Source organism: Marinobacter sp. bablab_jr003 (assembly GCF_016464245.1).
GTDB classification, from domain to species: Bacteria; Pseudomonadota; Gammaproteobacteria; order Pseudomonadales; family Oleiphilaceae; genus Marinobacter; species Marinobacter vinifirmus.
Genome location: NZ_JADARC010000099.1, coordinates 140,874 through 159,082, shown reverse-complemented (window position 1 = coordinate 159,082; position 18,209 = coordinate 140,874). Strand labels below are relative to the sequence as shown.

The following is an 18,209-nucleotide window of genomic DNA, read 5'->3' as shown; positions in this document are numbered from 1 at the left end:
CTGCCCGGCGGGCTTAGGTTTCGGGCGATCAGGACTTCAGGCGGCTGCCGATCATGGCGACGTTTACATCGTCATAGTCGCCGTTGTCAGCATCCAGCGCGAAGTTGTTGTAGGCGAAGTATACGTCCAGGCGCTTGATGGGCTGGTAGACGTAGGCGGCGCCGTAGATTTCTACGTCGGAGCCGATGACTTTATGCTCAACATCGCCTGCTGCGCCTCCAACATCTCTTGTGGAGTAACCAACAGCTGCTGATAAACGGCCAAGGCCGTCAATCGCGGTCTTATAGGTGGCAGCAACTTCAGTAATATCCTGGTCACCCTTATAGCCCTGACTTACTGCCAGTTTGACCGGGCCAAAGGCAGGTGCGTCGTAGCGTACCCGGTCATAACGGGCCTCAAAGTCCTGGTTACGCACAGACTGGAACAGAGTCGGGTTCCAGCCGCTGTCATTCTTATCGATAAACTTCTGTGCACCACCTACCAACGCCAGATCCGGGAAGGAGGCCACCTTGGTGCCAGACAGATCAGATTCAGTTGCCCCGTCGGCCGCAATGCAAGTTGGTGTTTTTTCATTCTGATTCTCCGGTTTTGGAAGATATTTCATTTCCTTGGCATGGAGAACAAGTTAGAAAATTCAGGGGGGGGTGGCAATTTGACTGATGTCAGTTTTGTGGGGGTGTTTGGTGCGCGGTAGCGGTTAATGCTTACGGCTGCAGAGATTATTCAGCACAATAAAAAACCCCGGCATTTCTGCCGGGGTTCTTTTATTGGCGGAGAGGGAGGGATTCGAACCCTCGATACGCTATTAACGTATACACACTTTCCAGGCGTGCGCCTTCAGCCACTCGGCCACCTCTCCAATAAACTGTTTCAAATCAGCTACGTTGTCGCTCATTTGAGGGCGCAAACTTTAATAGTTTTGCTGGCGTTTGGCAACTGCAATGAAGCGATTCCTTTAAAAAAATCCTGAAAATTCGTGTTGTCGGATTTCCGGCGACTAAATTGGCTATCCTTGTCATCAAACACCCACAATCTTCGGAGCCTCTTTATGTTAATGAAAGCCGAACAGTCCACCCTGCTTCTTGTCGATGTACAGGCCAGGCTGATGCCTGCAATCAGCCAGGGAATGGAGGTGGTTGACCGCTGCACCCTGCTGGCGACAATTGCGGGCTTGCTGGAGGTGCCGGTCATCGCCACGGAGCAGGTTCCGGACAAGCTGGGGCCGAACGTGGAAAGCGTTCGGGAGCTTTGCCACCACACCGTCAGCAAATACCATTTCGATGCCTGCCCGGACGGGCTGATCGATGCCCTGCCGGAGGGCCGCCAGCATATTGTCATCGGAGGCTGCGAAACCCACGTATGTATGCTGCAAACGGCCCTGAGCCTTCTGGATGCCGGTTACAAGGTCTGGGTGGTTGCGGATGCAACCGGCTCCCGGAATGATTTCGACCGGGACGTAGCGCTGGACCGCCTGCACCAGAGTGGCGCCCGGATAGTTACCACAGAGATGGTAGCGTTCGAGTGGATGGTAGACTGCCGCCATCCGAGGTTCCGGGACGTTCAGGCACTGATCAAATAGCACTTATTCGAGGTTTTTCATGCTGAATATGGATTTCTCCCAGCGAGTGGTTGTTCATACCCGCGAACAGGAATGGCAACCCAGCCCGGCGGCGGGTGTGGAGCGCAAGCCGCTGGCACGGGAAGAGGCCGAACGGGGCCATGCCACCAGCATAGTTCGCTACAAACCCGGTTCTTCCTTCAAGCGGCATGAGCACCCACTGGGCGAGGAAATCCTGGTATTGGAGGGCGTATTCTCCGACGAGACCGGCCATTACCCGGCCGGCACCTACCTCCGGAACCCGCCCGGCACTGGCCACGCGCCCTTCAGCGAAGAAGGTTGCACCCTGTTGGTGAAGCTGCACCAGTTTGATCCGAGGGACACCGCAACCGTTCGTGTCGATACCAATCAGGCTGAATGGTTACCGGGCATTGGCGGGCTGCAGGTAATGCCCCTGCACGATTTCGAGCATGAGCATGTGGCCCTGGTGAAATGGCCGGCCAATGAGGTCTTCCAGCCGCACCGGCACTTTGGTGGCGAGGAGATCCTGGTGCTGTCCGGCGAGTTCTGCGACGAACACGGCCGTTACCCGGTAGGTACCTGGATGCGCAGCCCACACCTGAGCCAGCATCATCCGTTCGTAGAACAGGAAACCGTTATCTGGGTTAAGACCGGCCACCTGCCCCTGCCGGCTGGCGCCTGAGCAGCCAGGCTGCCATCAACACCGCGTGCAGCACCAGCAGCGGCACGGCAACCATTAACAGCGAAGCCCAGCCCAAGGCTGTCAGCACGGCTCCGGCACTCAGCGCCGCCGTGGCCTGGGCGCTGAATACCATGATGTCATTGAGGCCCTGTACCCGGAATCGCTCTGAATCCCGATAGCCCTGAGGCAACAGGGTGGTGCCGCCAACAAACAGGAAGTTCCAGCCCACCCCGAGCAGGATCAGGGCCCATAAATAATGGTGGAAGCTGATGCCTGCCGCGGCCAACAGAATACACCCCAGATAGGCCAGCAAGCCGACAGTCATCATCAAGGGGATGCCCACCACCCGGATCAGCCATCCGGAGATAAGAGACGGCAGGTACATGGCCATGATGTGCAGCTGGATTACCCGCTTGGCGTCGTCAAAATCGTGCCCGGCCATTTCCGTCATGCTCAGGGGCGTTGCAGTCATGATAAAGCTCATCACCGCATAACCAATGGCTGCACCACTGATGGCGGTCCAGACCAGGGGATTGGCGAGAATCTCACGCATGGGGCGACCACCACCCACGACAGTCTCGGCCACGCGCTCCCCGGAAGGCCGATAACCGACCGCCACCACAACCAGAGCCATGGCTTGCACCACCGCCAGTCCGGCCCAGCTCAGAAGAAATGGAAAACGTTCGCCGGTGCCGCTGCCCAGTCCGGCAACTTCCGGCCCGAGCCAGGCAGCTACCAGGCCACCAAGCAATACCCTGGCGGCCGCTGTACCCGCCATGTCCGAAGCTACCGATTCCATGGCCGCAAACCGGTATTGATGCACCACCGCCAACCCGGAGCCACCGATAACGGCGGCAAGGCACATGGTGACAAAGTCCGATTGCCAGGAGGCAAACATACCCAGCCCGCCAGCGATCATGCCAGCCAGCGTGCCCAGCAACATCACCTGCTTGCGCCCTACCCGCTCCATCAGCCAGGTAGCCGGCTTGATAGCCAGAACTGTGCCGACCACCACCAGTCCTACCGGCAAGGTGGCCAGTTCCGGTACCGGCGCCAGCAGCCGCCCCTGGATACTTCCGATAAATACAATAAAAGGAGCCGTGCACATGGCCAGCGCCTGAGCCGCTACCAGCACCCACACATTCAAAGGCATGAAACTGTCCCGTCAGAAATACGAAAACGGCACTCTATCAATAAAGGACGGGCCGGCTTCCAGCTGGCCTTCCGAGATATAACCCCGGTTGATCAGCAACCGGCCAAGCCGGGACTTTTCCTCAAACCCTTTGTGTACTTTCACTGGCAAACGCTCCCGCTGGTACAGTTTCAACCGTACAACCCGGCCCGGCACGAACGAACCGCACCCGGCTGAGCATTATTCTCCCTGGATGCGGATTCTGGAATCCCGGTGAAAGCTTAGATCATAGAGGTTGATATCGCCTAGTGGCGGGCCGTCTCCACCGCCTACGTTAAGATTTTCGATGCTGACCAGGTCCACGGTCTCCGGGAAGGCAACATGGATTGCGCCATCACTGCCCAGAGTGACGACCTCTTCGCCCGGCCGGTATTTGATGCCGACAATCTTGAAGTCCATGTCAAGCAAATCGGGTAGCGACGCCAGCAGGTCTTCAAGGACATTGGCCACATCTGCACCGGCAGTGCCCAAGTCCGCAAGGCTGTCTCCGCTAACCTCACCGGATGGCGCATTCACACGGGTGACATAATCCGGGCTCTCAAGGTGGGCTGGCTGGGTGCCACCACCCGCTCGCAGCAACTCCTGCAACCGCACACTGCCGTGAGCGGACACCGCAGACATACCGGCTTCTGATACCGGCAGAAACGCCGGTGTGTAGCTCCAGTTTTGCTGCTCGGAAGCCAAGGCCATTGGCGCGGAACCGGCAAAGACGGCGAAGGCAGACGCCACCGCACCAGCCTGCGTTAATAAACGGAATCTCACCAGACTTCTCCTGTATTCAAAGTGATTACCGTACAACCCGAATCGGCAACATGACTTTCAAGTCGACACATTTCAAGGATAACCCAGCTTATTCAACTGTCTACCATCGCGGGCATTCAATGGTTAAGTATCTGTTAGAATTGTGCACAGGTTACGATTTCAGACATTATGTCAGCCAAGCGATCCATTCCTGAAACCGCGAGTACTGTTGAAATGACAAATACCGTAAAAAGCCTGTTTAATGTGAAGCCCGTCCTGCTTGCCCTCGCACTACCCCTGATGGCTGCCGCTCCGGTACAGGCAGAAGAGCCTGTAAACGAGCGTCCGGAAGTGCGGTTTGAAACCTCTCACGGTGATTTTTCCCTGGAACTGCGCCCGGATGTCGCCCCGAAAACGGTCGAAAACTTCCTGGGCTATGTCGATAAAGGCTTCTACAACGGCACAATTTTCCACCGCGTAATCGCCGACTTCATGATTCAGGGCGGCGGATTTACTGAAGACATGTCCCGCAAGTCTACCGAAGAGACCATTGTTAACGAGGCCTCCGCCGAGCTGCCTAACGAGCGCGGCACCATTGCCATGGCCCGCACCAGCGCACCGGATTCCGCCACCTCCCAGTTCTTCATCAACCTGGTCGACAACCCCTACCTGAACAAGGGTGCTAACGGTGCCGGATATGCGGTATTTGGCAAAGTAACAGAAGGCATGGATGTGGTGGATGCCATTGCCGGCGTTAAAACGGCCCGTGTTCGTGGCATGGCCGATGTGCCCGTGCGCTCTGTGATCATCGAGCAGGTAACCCGGGCTGCTGCCGAAGACTGACTCTATGACCAACCCTGTTCTGCCGCCGGCCATGGAGCCGGCGGATCTTGTCTGGCGCGATGGTGTGCCGGAATCTGCACGCTTTGGTGATGTGTACTTCAGTCGCGACAACGGGCTGGAAGAAACCCGCTATGTATTCATCGGCCGCAACCGGCTCCGGGAGCGTTTTGCTGAGCTGGCCGATAACCGTCATTTTGTGGTTGCGGAAACCGGCTTTGGTACCGGGCTGAACTTCCTGGCCGCCTGGGCCGAGTGGCTCGACTGCCGGCCGAAAGATGATTCTGCCATTCTGCACTTTGTGTCTGTGGAGCGGTTTCCCCTGACCCGGAGTGACCTGGAAAAAGCCCTGTCTTTCTGGCCGGAGCTTGCCCCCCAGGCTGCCGAACTCATCGCCCATTACCCACCACTGATTCAGGGAACTCACCGGCTGGTACTGGCGGGCGGGCGAATCCGGCTGACGTTGTATTTCGGTGATGTTCTGGATGCCTGGCGAGACCTCTCCTTCCAGGCGGATGCCTGGTTCCTGGACGGCTTTGCCCCGTCGCTGAATCCGGAGATGTGGTTGGAAGACGCCATCGGCCAGATTCGCAACCACAGCAAACCCGGCACCACGCTGGCCACCTTCACCTCTGTGGGTCGGGTGCGCCGGGCACTGATCGATGCCGGGTTTTCCATGCAAAAGGTACCGGGCTTCGGTCGCAAGCGGGAAATGCTGACCGGCCAGCTTGAGGCTTCCGGGGCTGACTCCGGAACAGCTTACCGATCAACAGTGGCGATCATCGGTGCCGGAATTGCCGGCACCACCCTCGCCCGCAACCTTGCGGAACGGGGGGTTCCCGTTGTGCTGATTGACCGGGCCGATCAGCCCGGCGCCGGTGCCTCCGGTAATGCCCAAGGCGCGCTCTATGTGAAACTGGGCGTGGAATACAATGCCCAGACCGAACTGGCCGCAACCGCGTTGAGTTTCAGCCAGCGCTATTACCGGCGCTGGGCCGGACAGTTCTGGCACCCCACTGGCCTGCTGCAGCTGGCCTCCAACGAGCAGGAGCAGCATCGTCAGCAGAAATTCCTTGAACGCTGCCAGTACCCGGTCGAACTGCTGGAACCGGTGGATGAAGAGCTTGGTTCGAAGCGCGCCGGCCTTAAGGTAACGGCCAGCGGCCTGTGGTTTCCCGGTTCCGGCTGGCTTGAGCCGGCAAAGGCCTGCGCTGCCCTTGCCGATCACCCGGGAATCCAACGGGTATTTGGTTTCAATGTACGCACGGTGAGGTCTGACGGCAAAGGCTGGACGATTGACAGTCAGGATGGCCAGCGGCTGAGCGCAGCGAGGCTGGTGATTGCAGGCGGTCACGAGTCCGCCAGCCTGAACCCGGCCAACGGTAAACTGAGGCTGAAGCCCATCCGGGGACAGGTCACCTGCTTGCCCGCAGAAAAATACAACCTGCCAGGGGCGGTCATCTGTGGAACCAAGTACCTGAACCCGGCCATGAGTGGAATCGCAGTAACCGGTGCGACCTTTGACCTGAGAGACAATAACCCGGACGCTACACTGGAAAGCCACCAGGAAAATATCGAGCAACTGGCAGAGCTGCTGCCTGCCGTCATGGGCGACAATGGGCCTGATGCCAGCGAGCTTGCAGGTCGGGTTTCTTTCCGTTGCGCCAGCCATGATTATCAGCCGGTGGCGGACGAACTCAAGGGTAAAAACGGGCAGGAAGTGCCGGGCGCCTACCTGCTGACCGGATACGGCAGCAAGGGCCTGACCTGGGCACCACTCATGGCAGAGTACCTGGCGGACCGAATAACCGGACAGCCATTGAGCTTGCCGGAGCCGCTGATCCGCCGGGTGGAAAGCTCGAGGTTATACCCCAAGCCGGACTAAGTGCCGGCTCAGGGTAACCTCGACCCACTTTATGGATCTTCAGCTCATGGATTATCAGCCGGAGCTGTCAGCAACCGCCCTTCCGGGCTGAACAGAAGCACCTGGTACCCGGCATCGGAATCCACCAGCGCTACAATCTCATCATCCCGGTAGTTGCCGAGGCCCAGGAACTGCACACCCGGCTCCGCCAGTGCTTTTTGCCAGCTCTGATAAAGCTCCGGATCCTTCTGGGTGGTCACCCGTGCCAACAGGCCCTGGCCATCATCCAGCGTTCCGGCAGCAATCACATCACTAGCCAGTGCTACGCCCTTGTCCAGGGAGTTCACAGCGGCGTCTGCAACGGAGGCAAGGGTGAACGCAGCCTTGGGCACACCGGTGCTGGTAAAGCCCAGCACAAACCCGGCCGTTGCACCTGTTGTACGCTCCAGCTCATTATCGCCCTCTTCCACTTCAATCAAACTGTAGCTCCAGGGGCCGTCACCGATCAGCCATGCGGTACTGTTTGCATACAAGCCGTGGCGGAGTTGTTCCGAGGCATCACCACCAATACCGTATACCGCGCCGTCTGCCGTGCCCGAATAGAAGAACGGACCCACAGCACCGTTGCCATCAACCACGCCGGGTGCGTAGCCAAACAGCATAGGAGTTGAGAACTCGGTGCTGGCGCCGGCTACCCTGTCATTGCCGGTTGAGCCCTCCTGGCGGACTTCCTTAAGCTTGAGTCCCTCACCGATGGTTTCAACCACTGCCAGGAAGGTGTCGATGCCACCGGAATTGCTCTGTCCACCCCAGGCGCCGTCGGATTCACCGGCAACCACCAGGTTGCCATTGGTGCCCTGATAGCCCACTCGTTTGACGACATCATTGCCGGAGGAGCCAAACGCAAGCCTGTAGTTGTCGAATACCGGTCCGTAGGCACCAGTGTCCCCTTCTTTGCGGTATAACTCCACAACAGCCTGACCAGCGTCAGAATAAGCCACCACCAACTCTTCGTAGGTTGTACTGCGACCGTCAACCCGCTCGGTTCGCTTACCCAGGGCCAGGTACACCTCCGTGGCCGTGGCCGCTGCCGTTGCGCCGGCATTCAATTCAAGCGTGGAGCCCGACTGCGCGCCTTTCTGGTCGTAGATCCGCACCTGCAATACATCATCGGAGCCACGACCCGCCACATACAGTTCACCTTGCGAGCCAGTGGCCATGTCTGTGGGCACAAATCCATCCGTCCAGGTCAACGGCGTTATCTGTCGGTTAAAGCTCAGGGTCATCAGCTCGTCGCTCTCGCCCCGGGCAAAGTTCTCGAGGCCGGCCTGACCCTTAACATCAACAACCAGGATCGCGAGGCGGTCATGCAGGCTTTCAGCGGTGTCTGCGTAGTCCTTCGCGGTAATACTGAACTGCACCTCGTTCACGCCTGCCGGGAACACCAGTTCATTAGTCCCGGGCTCAGGATCCAGCGTAAGGCCCTGAAGAGTCTCGGGGGCCTGGACAATCACAAAATCTCCGGTTCCAACGGTAGAACCCTGTTCGCTAACCGTCAGTTTTACATTTACCTGCCCTTCCCGCTCGCCAGTCAGTATCGCAGCGTAAACCTGCGCCTCGTTGTAACCCGCAGTGGTTACATCGTTCACATCCGGATCAACATTCAGTGTATCCCGGGTGCCGCCGTTCAGGGTTCGCAGGGCAACCACCGGTTCGTTATCGGCAATGGCCAGGTTGGTGCTGATACCGGCGTTATTATTGCCAAGAGACGCCAGGCCCTCGCGAACCTCCGTCAGGGCCAGCCGAGCCTGCTCGGTGGGTTCCGCCACCTTGTCATCAATCACTTCCAGCGGGATATAGCATTCACTGATACCGGGCTCCAGGGTAACGACACCCCGGTCGTAGAAGCCTTCGGGGCCTTCCTGGTACGTTACGTAGGCCAGCTCATTGCCCTCTTCATCAACCGGATGGTCCGAGCCGCTGCCAAGAGCCACAATGTCCTCCCCGACAATCGCACGGCCCATATTGCTGTCGGCGGAATGACATTCCCGGGAAATAGCTCCAACGGGATCTTCACAGGTGAAATCCGACTCCAGCTGGAAGGCAATGGAAACTCGGGTAACAGATGGCCGTTCAAGCCGGACTTTGGCATACACCCGGCGGGTTGGCTGGGCAGCCGTTTCGGAAACACTGTGGGCGCCTTCCGGATCAAGGTCCGGCAATGCACAGTGTTCACCCCTGGGAGCACTGATCTCCGGTGATTCACCTTCCGTGAACTCCGGTGCCTCCACTGAAACCAGGTTGTGCTTCACTTCGATATCAAACGGCTGGAACCCGGCCCTGCGGCCATCAGTGGTCACGATATCGATATCTTCGGTTTTGCCGAGGTCGGCCAGGCCGCGCTCGCCGCCGGTCAGCCCCGGCACACCGCGCATGATGACGCCCTGCCGGGCCTTGTTGCTGGTATCTTCCAGGGCCAGCCAGGCCGGTGCATTGGTGAGGGAATAATCGAGGATGCCTTCGCCACCGTAGGCACCCCAGTTGTAGTAGTACTCAACGCCGATGTATGCCGTGGCAGGCGGTGCGCCCAGCAATGTTGGGTCGTCCGGATCCTTTTCGGTTTTACAGCCGGCCGCGGCCAGGGCAACCAGAGCCAGGCCCGCAAGCCGGCCCGTCGAAAAAGTGCGGGAGAACAAATCGGCGCGCATGCAAAAATCCGTTTCAAGACGTTGTTGTTATGGCGGTGTCCGGTTGCGTACAGCCAACCGGTTTACACACCGTTACAGGTCAACGCCATGGTAGCCAATTTGTTCTCCGGGGGATCTGCGCGAGTTCTCAGATTCACCGGCCAGCGGGCTTCAGGCCTCTAAGCCGTGCTCCTTGAGCAGGGCCAGCAATCCATCTTCGTCCAGCACCGGCACACCCAGTTGCTCAGCTTTTGCGAGCTTGGAGCCGGCCGCTTCTCCCGCCACCACGCAAGCGGTCTTTTTGGAGACGCTGCCAGCTACCTTCGCCCCCAGCCGTTCCAGCTTTTCTTTGGCCTGGTCACGGGTCATTTGCGACAAGGTGCCGGTGAGCACCCAGGTTTCACCCGCCAGCGGCTGTTCTTCAGCAGCTACTACTTGCTCTTCCTGCCAGGTAACACCGGCGTCTTTAAGCGCTTGCAGGGTTTCCTGGTTGTGGGGCTGGTCAAAGAAACTGCGGATATGGCCGGCCACGATCGGGCCGACATCCTGAACCAGCTTCAGGGCTTCCTCATCCGCCCCGGCAATGGCCTCCAGTGTTCCGAAATGAGACGCCAGGGACTTGGCCGTGGCCTCCCCCACTTCCCGGATGCCCAGCGCATACAGGAAGCGCCAGAGCACCGGGTTACGGGAACGGTCGATAGCCGCCACCAGGTTGCCGGCAGACTTGTCGCCCATGCGCTCAAGGCTGGCCAGCTGGAATTTGGTCAGCCGGTACAAATCCGCCACCGTACTCACCATGCCTTCATCCACCAGCACTTCGATCAGCCGGTCGCCAAGGCCTTCAATATCCATCGCCTTGCGGGAGGCATAATGGCGGATGGCTTCTTTGCGCTGGGCCGGGCAGTACAGGCCGCCGGAGCAGCGTGCTACGACTTCGCCCTCAATCTGGACAATGTCGGAACCGCAAACCGGACAATGTGCCGGCATATCGACGGAGGGCGCGTTATCCGGGCGTTTTTCGGGAACAACCTTGACCACCTTCGGAATCACATCCCCGGCCCGGCGAATGAATACCGTGTCGCCGATGTGCACATCCAGCCGGCGGATTTCGTCCATGTTGTGCAGCGTAGCGTTGGAAACCGTGACGCCGCCGACAAACACCGGCTTCAAGCGTGCCACCGGGGTAACCGCGCCGGTGCGGCCCACCTGGAATTCCACGTCTTCGATAATCGTAAGCTCTTCCTGGGCCGGAAACTTCTGAGCAATGGCCCAGCGCGGCGCCCTGGACACAAACCCGAGCTGTTGCTGAAGATCCAGCCGGTTCACCTTGAACACGATGCCGTCGATTTCATAGGGCAGGCTGTCACGCTTTTCCATCAGCTCGTTGTAGGCCTGCAGGCAGTCTTCCGCACCCTCGGCCTTGCGCATTTCCGGGTTGATCCGGAAACCCCAGTCGCTCACCAGCTGAAGGCTGTCCCAGTGGGTGCCAGGCAGCACGCTTTCGTCCGTTACTGCCATGCTGTAGGCGCAGAACTCCAGCGGGCGCCTGGCGGTGACGGTAGATTTCTTCTGGCGCAGGCTGCCGGCGGCGGCATTACGCGGGTTCACAAAGGTCTTCTCATCCTGCTCCGCCAACCGCTGGTTCAGCTTCTCGAACCCGGCTTTGGGCATGTACACCTCGCCACGCACCTCTACCAGCTCCGGATAGCCGCTGCCCCGAAGCTTCAGCGGTACAGACGGAATCGTTCGGATGTTGGCGGTGATGTCTTCCCCGGTGTAGCCATCGCCCCGGGTGGCGGCGCGGGTCAGCAGTCCGTTCTCGTAATGCAGGCTGACCGCAAGGCCATCGAGCTTGGGTTCGCAGACGTATTCAATGGAGTCTTCGGTGTTCAGGCGGTCGCGGATCCGGCGGTCGAAGTCCCGCAGTTCATCTTCGCTGAAGGCGTTGTCCAGCGACAGCATCGGCAGCCGGTGGGTCACTTCGGCGAAGCTGGTGTCGCGGGTGCTGCCTACCCTGCGGGTAGGCGAGTCGTCAGAAGCCAGCTCCGGATGTTCCCGCTCCAGTTGCTGAAGCTCCCGGAACAGCCGGTCGTACTCGGCATCGGGGATTCTGGGCTCGTCCAGAACGTAGTAGTAGTAATTGTGGTCTTCAAGATTGGCGCGTAGCTCAGCTACGCGCTGCTGGATTTCTGCAGAAGCTTTGGTCATCAGGTCGGGAGTCCTGGCTGGGTGTTAGGCCCGATGGGAACGTTGTTTTCGCTCGAATTCACGGATTCGCTGGCGGCAATGCTCGATGGTTTGCGGTGTCATCACACTGCGGCGCTCGTCTTTCAGCTCGCCACCCATGTTGCGGACCACGGTCTGGGCAGTTTCCAGCATGAATTCGAATGCCTGCATGGCGTTTGACGGCCCGGGCAGGCTCATGAAAAAGCTGATACCCGGCGTTTTCATCCCGGGCATGTCCTGCGGCCGGAAGGTGCCCGGCTCTACCGCGTTCGCCACACTGAACTGCACCGGCGTGGTGGTATCAGAGCCTTCGTGGCGATGGTAAATATCCATGTCGCCGTGCTCCAGGCCACAGGCTTCAAACAGCTTTTTCAGGACCGGGCCCGAAAATTCCTCGCCACTGCGGGACAACACGTTGATGACCAGTACTTCGCGGGCTTCCGGGCGGTTGGCGCCGGCCAGCGGCTGATTACCACGGGGTTTCACAGGGTCCCGGCGAGCGGTATCTTCTTCCACCTCGGAGGTGACAACCGGAGGCTCCTGCTCCTTGACCGGCCGTGACGGCTGGCGCACTTCCGGTTGTGGCTCAGGGGCGGGTTCGGGCTCCGGCTCAACCATCGGCTCCGGCTCCGCAAACTCCCGGGGCTGTTCCGGCCGGGAGGGCACACGTGTCTGAACAGGTTCTTCGGGCTCATCATCAATGGCACCCCAGCCTGTTTCGGGTTCCACGTCATCGTCATAACCGTCCGGTTCGGAGGTGTCGCGGGTGACATAGCCCCGCTCTTCCAGGTTACCCCGGGAAACTATGCGGGCTCCGCCATTCGGCAGTTCCGGGTTGTAGTCGTCATCCAGCGGGGACTCTTTCAGGTCGTCAGCCCCCATTCCTGAAGAAATCGCCATGGATTCCTTGCGGGCTCGATGCATGCGACGGATACCGTCGACCACGATTACAATAATTACCAGGGTACCTATGGCGATTAACCATTCCCTAAGTGACATAAGCTGCTGTCCTGTTTGCAGTTCGGAACGTTGCTACTCTAAGAAAAGCCCGTAATGAATACAACGCACACCGGGCCCAGATGGCGTTATTGTCATGGTTGGCGGCTTTTTCGCCAACCCGTCAGGCTTCGGCCAGGGCCGCTGCCTCGTCTACGTCTACCGATACCAGTCGCGAACAGCCCGGTTCGTGCATGGTCACCCCCATCAACTGGTCAGCCAGCTCCATAGCGATCTTGTTATGGGTAATGTAGATGAACTGTACCTGTTTGGACATCTCTTTGACCATATTGGCGTACCGGCCAACGTTGGCATCGTCCAGCGGAGCATCAACCTCATCCAGCATACAGAAAGGCGCCGGATTGAGCTGAAAAATGGAGAATACCAGGGCAATGGCCGTCAGGGCCTTTTCACCACCGGACAACAGGTGAATGGTGCTGTTCTTCTTGCCCGGGGGCCGGGCCATGATGGCGACGCCGGTTTCCAGGAGGTCTTCCCCGGTCAGCTCCAGGTAGGCATTACCTCCCCCGAACACTTTCGGGAACAACGCCTGCAGGCCACCGTTCACCTGGTCAAAGGTTTCCTTGAAACGCTGACGGGTTTCCCGGTCGATCTTGCGGATCGCATTATCCAGGGTTTCCAGCGCTTCCATCAGATCATTGTGCTGCTCATCCAGGTAGTTCTTGCGCTCACCCTGAACCTGATACTCCTCGATGGCAGCCAGGTTGATGGCCCCAAGCCGCTGGATGCGATTGCCGATCTTTTCCAGCTCTTCGGCCCAGACTTTTTCCTCGGCGTCCTCTGGCAATTGCTCAAGTACCACCTGAAGCTTAACGTCTAACTCTCTGAGTTGTTCAATATAATTTCCAGCGCGAATCTCCAGCGCCTGGGATTCCATCTTTAGCTTTTCGAGCTGTGCACGGACGTCCTGCACCACGTGTTCGGTACGGCTGCGGCCCTGCTCCCGATCCCGCACTTCCCTGTCAATATCTTCCAGGGCATCCCGGGCGGCACCCAGCTTTTCTTCTTCCGCCAGCCGGCGCTCCAGCAGGCCTTCGAGTTGCATTTGCAGGTCTTCCACAGGCTCTTCGGCGGTTTCCCGGGCCTCCCGGAGCACGTCCAGCCGCTCTTCCAGGCGCTCTTTCTGGAGCTGCATCCGGTCGATGGTCTGTTTCAGGCCGTCACGCTGGCTTTGCAGGGTCTGCAGTTGCAGCTGCAGCTGGTGGGTATGGTCACGATCGTGGCGGGCATCCTGGCGCAGGCGGTCAAGGTTCTCCCTGAGGCTATCCCGCTGTTCCAGCAGGCGTTCTTTTTCTTCATCGGAGTCTTCGCTGGAGGCCAGCGCAATATCCCATTCCTCCCGGGCTTCCAGCAGACTTTCCTGCTGGCCTTCCAGGCTCGCGGTCACTTCTTCAATATCGTCGCGAATGCGGGACAGCCGGGCATCAATCTGCTCTGCCCGGGCTTTCAGGCCGCTGGCGCGGGATGCCAGCGCTGCCAGATCGCGCTCGGTTTCGCTGATTCTGGCCTGGGCTTCTTCCCGGGCGGTCTCTGCCCGTTCGCCCTGCTCCTGCAAAAGTTCCAGTTGGTCAGTAGCGGCTTCAAGCTGTTCTTCGGCTTCCGCCAGCAAGGCTTCAAGCTCGGTGACCTTTTTCTGGCGCTCGATCACGCCCACCTGGCCGGCGTCGGAGTCCGGCATCAGTACCCAGTCCCGGGCAACCCAGATCCCTTCACGGGTAATCAGGCTGGCGGCCGGCGCCAGTTGCTCACGGCGCGCGAGTGCGTCAGCGGCAGATTCCGCCACATCAATGTTTGCCAGCATGGCATCCAGCGCCGGAACGCCGGATACCCTGGCGGCAAGTCCGGAGCTTTCCGGGCTACCATGGCCATTTTCCGAAACGACAGCCAGGCCTCTGGGAGCCTGTTCCAGCGCGCCCGTCAGCTGATCAAAGCCGGGCAACGAAAGGCCCTGGGTGAACCGGCCTATTACCTGCTCAACCGCAAACTCCCAGCCGTCTTCGATCGCCAGGCGGGTCGCCAGCCGGGGCGCATCGGAAAGGCCGTTATCTGAAAGCCATTGTTGCAGCGCATCGTCCTGGCTGCCCATCTGTTCGTCCAGCAGGGATTGCTGGGACTCCAGGGAAGCCCGCAGGCTTTGCACCCGCTGGCGATGCTCCTGTACCTGCTGTTCGGCATCGCGGAGTTTCTGGCGCGCGTTATAAACGTCATCCTGCAGAGACTGAATACGCTCCTGGGCTTCTTCCCGCTGGAGCTCCAGGGTTTCCTGCTGTTCCAGAAGGTCTTCCAGCTCTGCCCGGTCCAGCTGGCCTTCCAGCAGTTCGTTCTCGTCGTGCAGTTTCTGTTTGCGGTTGCGCAGCTGCTCGATGGCATCTTCCAGCGAACGGATGCGGGATTGGGCAAGCTCCGCCTGGCGGCGAGAATCGGCGGATCGGGTGCTGAATTCATCCCAGCGATGCTGCCAGTCGCTCATGGCATCCTCGGCCTGCTGGAGCTTCTCGCCGGATTCCTCGGCCCGGATGGCCAGGCTCTCCTGCTCGGGCTCCAGCATATCCAGTTCTTCCTGGATGCCCGCCAGCTTGTCTTCGTCCTGTTCCAGCTCCCGGGCCAGTTCCCGCTGGTTGGCCATGGCCTGGTCCAGCTCGGCAGCGGTCTGGCGGCTGCGTTCCCGTTGGTGTTCGATGCTCTGCTCAATACGGGCAATATCCGCGCCGGCTTCGTAGTAGCGGGCCTGGGCTCGGTTAAAGTGTTCGGTGCGTTCGTGGTGGGCTTCCCGCAGGGATTCCAGGGAGGTTTCCAGGTTCACCCGCTCGGTCAGGAGTTTTTCAAGCTCCAGCTCGGTATCGCGGATCTTGCCACGCGAGGTTTGCAGGTCGTTATCCAGGGCCTTCCAGCGCAGTACGGTAAGTTCCGCTTTTTTCTGGCGCTCTTCCTGCTTGTAGGTTTTGTACTTTTCCGCTGCAGCCGCCTGTCGCTCCAGGTGCTGCAATTGCCGGCCAAGCTCTTCCCGCAGGTCGGTCAGGCGATCAAGGTTTTCCTGGGTACGCTTGATGCGGTTTTCGGTTTCCCGGCGGCGTTCCTTGTACTTGGAAATGCCGGCGGCTTCTTCGATGTAGACACGCAATTCCTCCGGCTTGGCTTCGATCAACCGGGAAATCATGCCCTGTTCGATAATGGCGTAGCTTCGCGGCCCCAGGCCGGTGCCCAGAAACAGGTCGGTGATGTCTCGACGGCGGCACTTGGAGCCGTTCAGGAAGTATTCGGACTGGCCTTCCCGGGATACCCGTCGTTTTACCGAAATTTCATTGAATTTGACGAACTCGCCCGGCGCCTTACCCTCGGTGTTATCAAACACCAGCTCGATGGAAGCCTGCCCCACCGGCTTGCGGGCGCTGGAGCCGTTGAAGATAACGTCTGTCATGGATTCGCCCCGCAGGTACTTTGCGGAGCTCTCGCCCATTACCCAGCGAACGGCGTCAATGATGTTGGATTTGCCACAACCGTTCGGCCCCACTACCGCCGTCATATTCGACGGGAACGGTACCGTGGTTGGATCAACAAAGGATTTGAAACCGGCCAGTTTAATGGACTTGAGCCGCATGTCAGGCGTTCTCCTCCGTGAGAATGCTCAGTACCTGTTGGCGCTGGTGTTCACCGAAGTCCTGGATAACCTTCTGCAGGCGCTCGGCATCACCGGCTACGGCCGCATCGGCCAGGTTTCGGAAGAAGGTGCCGGTTTCGGCAATTTCACTGCGGAAATGATCCAGCGCCACGTAGTAGGTACGGCTGATGGCGGGCCGGAAGTTTTCCAGGGTTTCTTCCAGAAACGGGTTTTCAACCAGGCTGTAGGCGTAGCGCATGACGCCAAAACCGGCCTCGATCACCCGTTCGGCGGCGTCTGGCGCCTGGGAGTTCAGGGCGTCGATTACGGCCTGCATCTCCCGCACCTGGCTCATGACGCCGCCAAGCTCGTCGCCGGACCAGCGTTCCAGCACCTTGCGCCCGAGCATGCACAGCAGGTCGATGTAGATGTCGTAGAGGGCATTCACAGAGGCCGGAGTCAGGTCAGACACCACGGCACCACGGCGCGGGTAGATTTCCACCAGGTGCCGGCGCTCGAGAATCAGCAGCGCCTCACGCACGGAGCCACGGCTGACGTTCAGCTCTCCGGCTACCTTCAGCTCCTGAATGCGCTCGCCGGGCTTGAGATCCCGGATAACGATTCTCTGGCCAATATGCTGGGCGATCTGTTCGGAAAGACTTTCCGGTGCCTGAAATCTCATAGACCTGATGCTCACCTCTGCCAACGCGGGACAATCAAACGCAGGAGTTTATCACAGGCTTTTGCCGGCCCCACCCCCTTGTCGGACATTTTGATTGCCGGCAGACAGGGGCGGGACCGCTGAGGGATCAGCTACGAGGTTTGCGTTGGGGACGGGCCGGGGCGGAATCAGAGACCTGCCAGCTGCCTTTGCGGGCACGCTGCAGCGATTTACCCGGGCTCTTGCGGCGTCTCCGATCGTGTTCAGCCTGTTCCCCAGGCGTTTTCTGGGGAATGCTCACCGGTGCCAGGTCGACCGTGCGACTCAGGGTATCGACCGCTTTCTGGTCCAGCTCTTCCCATTTGCCCAGGGTCAGACGGCTGGGCAGGAAGATCGGCCCGTAACGGACACGCTTCAGGCGGCTTACCCGCACACCCTGGGATTCCCACAGGCGGCGCACTTCCCGGTTGCGACCTTCCAGCAGGGTTACATGGAACCAACGGTTCATGCCGCTGCCACCGGCGGGCGCGATATCGGAAAACTTGGCCATGCCGTCTTCCAGCAACACACCTTCCCGCAAGCGCTCCAGCATGGCGTCGTCTACTTCACCAAACACCCGTACCGCGTATTCACGGTCAATCTGGCGGGACGGATGCATCAGCCGGTTGGCCAGTTCGCCGTCGGTGGTAAACAGCACCAGTCCGGTGGTGTTGATATCCAGGCGACCAATGGAAATCCAGCGCTGATCTTTCAGCCGTGGCAGCCGGTCAAATACCGTCGGGCGGCCTTCCGGATCTTTACGGCTGGTCACTTCACCTTCGGGCTTGTTGTAGATCAGCACCCGGCGAACCACCTGGGCGGCCGAGCTTACGTCCAGAACCTTGCCGTCCAGTTCGAAGGAGTCGTCAATGGTGGCTTTCTGCCCGGGCTGCGCCGGCTGGCCGTTGACCAGCAGGCGGCCGGACTCCATCCAGCCCTCGATTTCCCGGCGTGATCCGGCACCGGCACGGGCCAGGAGTTTCTGAATGCGCTCCGGGCCTTCACTCAGGGCCTGGTCGCCGCGGGCCGGTTTCTTTGCTGCGCCTGGTTTTCCGGGGCTAGATGCCGCCATGTATTACATCC

14 protein-coding genes and 1 tRNA gene are annotated in these 18,209 nt (G+C 59.5%); 4 read left to right on the top strand and 11 right to left on the bottom strand.

Annotated elements, in window-relative coordinates; translation table 11 throughout:
• Positions 1–28: 28 nt before the first annotated feature.
• Together H3Z84_RS10105 and H3Z84_RS10100 are read right to left on the bottom strand one after the other, a co-directional pair.
• Positions 29–604: a hypothetical protein gene (locus H3Z84_RS10105; protein WP_199457353.1), complete on the bottom strand. Its 576-nt coding sequence runs from the start codon at positions 602–604 to the stop codon at positions 29–31.
• Positions 605–768: 164 nt separating this feature from the next.
• Positions 769–859, bottom strand: a tRNA-Ser gene (locus H3Z84_RS10100).
• A 189-nt stretch (positions 860–1,048) separates the two neighbouring features.
• Between H3Z84_RS10100 and H3Z84_RS10095 the strand changes: the two genes are divergently transcribed.
• Together H3Z84_RS10095 and H3Z84_RS10090 are read left to right on the top strand one after the other, a co-directional pair.
• A complete protein-coding gene (locus H3Z84_RS10095; RefSeq protein WP_022989254.1) occupies positions 1,049–1,579 on the top strand; it encodes an isochorismatase family protein in 531 nt (176 codons plus the stop codon).
• 19 nt (positions 1,580–1,598) lie between these two features.
• Complete coding sequence (locus tag H3Z84_RS10090; RefSeq protein WP_199457352.1) at positions 1,599–2,261, top strand: cupin domain-containing protein; 663 nt, start codon at positions 1,599–1,601, stop codon at positions 2,259–2,261.
• Here the strand turns inward: H3Z84_RS10090 and H3Z84_RS10085 are convergent.
• The 3 genes from H3Z84_RS10085 to H3Z84_RS10075 all read right to left on the bottom strand — a co-directional run bounded on the left by H3Z84_RS10085 (position 2,224) and on the right by H3Z84_RS10075 (position 4,215).
• Positions 2,224–3,414 carry an MFS transporter gene (locus tag H3Z84_RS10085; RefSeq protein ID WP_199457351.1) on the bottom strand — a complete coding sequence of 397 codons (1,191 nt, stop codon included), beginning with the start codon at positions 3,412–3,414 and terminating at the stop codon, positions 2,224–2,226. The genes H3Z84_RS10090 and H3Z84_RS10085 overlap by 38 nt on opposite strands.
• A gap of 12 nt (positions 3,415–3,426) precedes the next feature.
• Positions 3,427–3,558 carry a hypothetical protein gene (locus H3Z84_RS17190; protein ID WP_266096199.1) on the bottom strand — a complete coding sequence of 44 codons (132 nt, stop codon included), beginning with the start codon at positions 3,556–3,558 and terminating at the stop codon, positions 3,427–3,429.
• Between the two features lie 75 nt (positions 3,559–3,633).
• Positions 3,634–4,215, bottom strand: a complete 582-nt coding sequence (locus H3Z84_RS10075) for a hypothetical protein (protein WP_199457350.1) — start codon at positions 4,213–4,215, stop codon at positions 3,634–3,636.
• Between the two features lie 213 nt (positions 4,216–4,428).
• On the opposite strand from H3Z84_RS10075, the gene H3Z84_RS10070 reads away from it, so the two are divergent.
• Positions 4,429–5,037, top strand: coding sequence for a peptidylprolyl isomerase (locus tag H3Z84_RS10070; protein WP_199457349.1), 609 nt, complete (start codon positions 4,429–4,431; stop codon positions 5,035–5,037).
• A gap of 4 nt (positions 5,038–5,041) precedes the next feature.
• On the top strand, positions 5,042–6,919 hold the full coding sequence (gene mnmC / locus H3Z84_RS10065; protein WP_199457348.1) for a bifunctional tRNA (5-methylaminomethyl-2-thiouridine)(34)-methyltransferase MnmD/FAD-dependent 5-carboxymethylaminomethyl-2-thiouridine(34) oxidoreductase MnmC: 1,878 nt from the start codon (positions 5,042–5,044) through the stop codon (positions 6,917–6,919).
• 44 nt (positions 6,920–6,963) lie between these two features.
• Here mnmC and H3Z84_RS10060 read toward each other — a convergent pair whose 3' ends face one another.
• From H3Z84_RS10060 to rluB, 6 genes are all read right to left on the bottom strand, one after another.
• The gene (locus H3Z84_RS10060) at positions 6,964–9,606 is read right to left on the bottom strand and encodes a hypothetical protein (RefSeq protein ID WP_199457347.1); all 2,643 of its coding nucleotides are present in this window, start codon (positions 9,604–9,606) and stop codon (positions 6,964–6,966) included.
• 150 nt (positions 9,607–9,756) lie between these two features.
• Entirely contained in the window at positions 9,757–11,793 is a 2,037-nt protein-coding gene (gene ligA / locus H3Z84_RS10055) for an NAD-dependent DNA ligase LigA (protein ID WP_199457346.1), read from the bottom strand.
• A 24-nt stretch (positions 11,794–11,817) separates the two neighbouring features.
• A complete protein-coding gene (gene zipA, locus H3Z84_RS10050; RefSeq protein ID WP_199457345.1) occupies positions 11,818–12,810 on the bottom strand; it encodes a cell division protein ZipA in 993 nt (330 codons plus the stop codon).
• Between the two features lie 121 nt (positions 12,811–12,931).
• Positions 12,932–16,426: a chromosome segregation protein SMC gene (smc, locus tag H3Z84_RS10045; protein ID WP_199457344.1), complete on the bottom strand. Its 3,495-nt coding sequence runs from the start codon at positions 16,424–16,426 to the stop codon at positions 12,932–12,934.
• Position 16,427: 1 nt separating this feature from the next.
• Positions 16,428–17,108 (bottom strand): GntR family transcriptional regulator, encoded by a 681-nt coding sequence (locus tag H3Z84_RS10040; protein WP_058340556.1) that lies wholly within the window; start codon positions 17,106–17,108, stop codon positions 16,428–16,430.
• Positions 17,109–17,235: 127 nt separating this feature from the next.
• Positions 17,236–18,198 carry a 23S rRNA pseudouridine(2605) synthase RluB gene (gene rluB, locus H3Z84_RS10035; protein WP_058340555.1) on the bottom strand — a complete coding sequence of 321 codons (963 nt, stop codon included), beginning with the start codon at positions 18,196–18,198 and terminating at the stop codon, positions 17,236–17,238.
• Between the last annotated feature and the right edge of the window lie 11 nt (positions 18,199–18,209).

What these genes read in the sequence shown, in the direction of transcription:
- mnmC (WP_199457348.1), top strand. Translation starts at nt 5,042, where the DNA reads ATGACCAACCCTGTTCTGCCGCCGGCCATGGAGCCGGCGGATCTTGTC.
- H3Z84_RS10060 (WP_199457347.1), bottom strand. Translation starts at nt 9,606, where the DNA reads ATGCGCGCCGATTTGTTCTCCCGCACTTTTTCGACGGGCCGGCTTGCG.
- H3Z84_RS10040 (WP_058340556.1), bottom strand. Translation starts at nt 17,108, where the DNA reads ATGAGATTTCAGGCACCGGAAAGTCTTTCCGAACAGATCGCCCAGCAT.
- H3Z84_RS10090 (WP_199457352.1), top strand. Translation starts at nt 1,599, where the DNA reads ATGCTGAATATGGATTTCTCCCAGCGAGTGGTTGTTCATACCCGCGAA.
- H3Z84_RS10105 (WP_199457353.1), bottom strand. Translation starts at nt 604, where the DNA reads ATGAAATATCTTCCAAAACCGGAGAATCAGAATGAAAAAACACCAACT.
- H3Z84_RS10095 (WP_022989254.1), top strand. Translation starts at nt 1,049, where the DNA reads ATGTTAATGAAAGCCGAACAGTCCACCCTGCTTCTTGTCGATGTACAG.
- rluB (WP_058340555.1), bottom strand. Translation starts at nt 18,198, where the DNA reads ATGGCGGCATCTAGCCCCGGAAAACCAGGCGCAGCAAAGAAACCGGCC.
- zipA (WP_199457345.1), bottom strand. Translation starts at nt 12,810, where the DNA reads ATGTCACTTAGGGAATGGTTAATCGCCATAGGTACCCTGGTAATTATT.
- smc (WP_199457344.1), bottom strand. Translation starts at nt 16,426, where the DNA reads ATGCGGCTCAAGTCCATTAAACTGGCCGGTTTCAAATCCTTTGTTGAT.
- H3Z84_RS10070 (WP_199457349.1), top strand. Translation starts at nt 4,429, where the DNA reads ATGACAAATACCGTAAAAAGCCTGTTTAATGTGAAGCCCGTCCTGCTT.
- H3Z84_RS10085 (WP_199457351.1), bottom strand. Translation starts at nt 3,414, where the DNA reads ATGCCTTTGAATGTGTGGGTGCTGGTAGCGGCTCAGGCGCTGGCCATG.
- ligA (WP_199457346.1), bottom strand. Translation starts at nt 11,793, where the DNA reads ATGACCAAAGCTTCTGCAGAAATCCAGCAGCGCGTAGCTGAGCTACGC.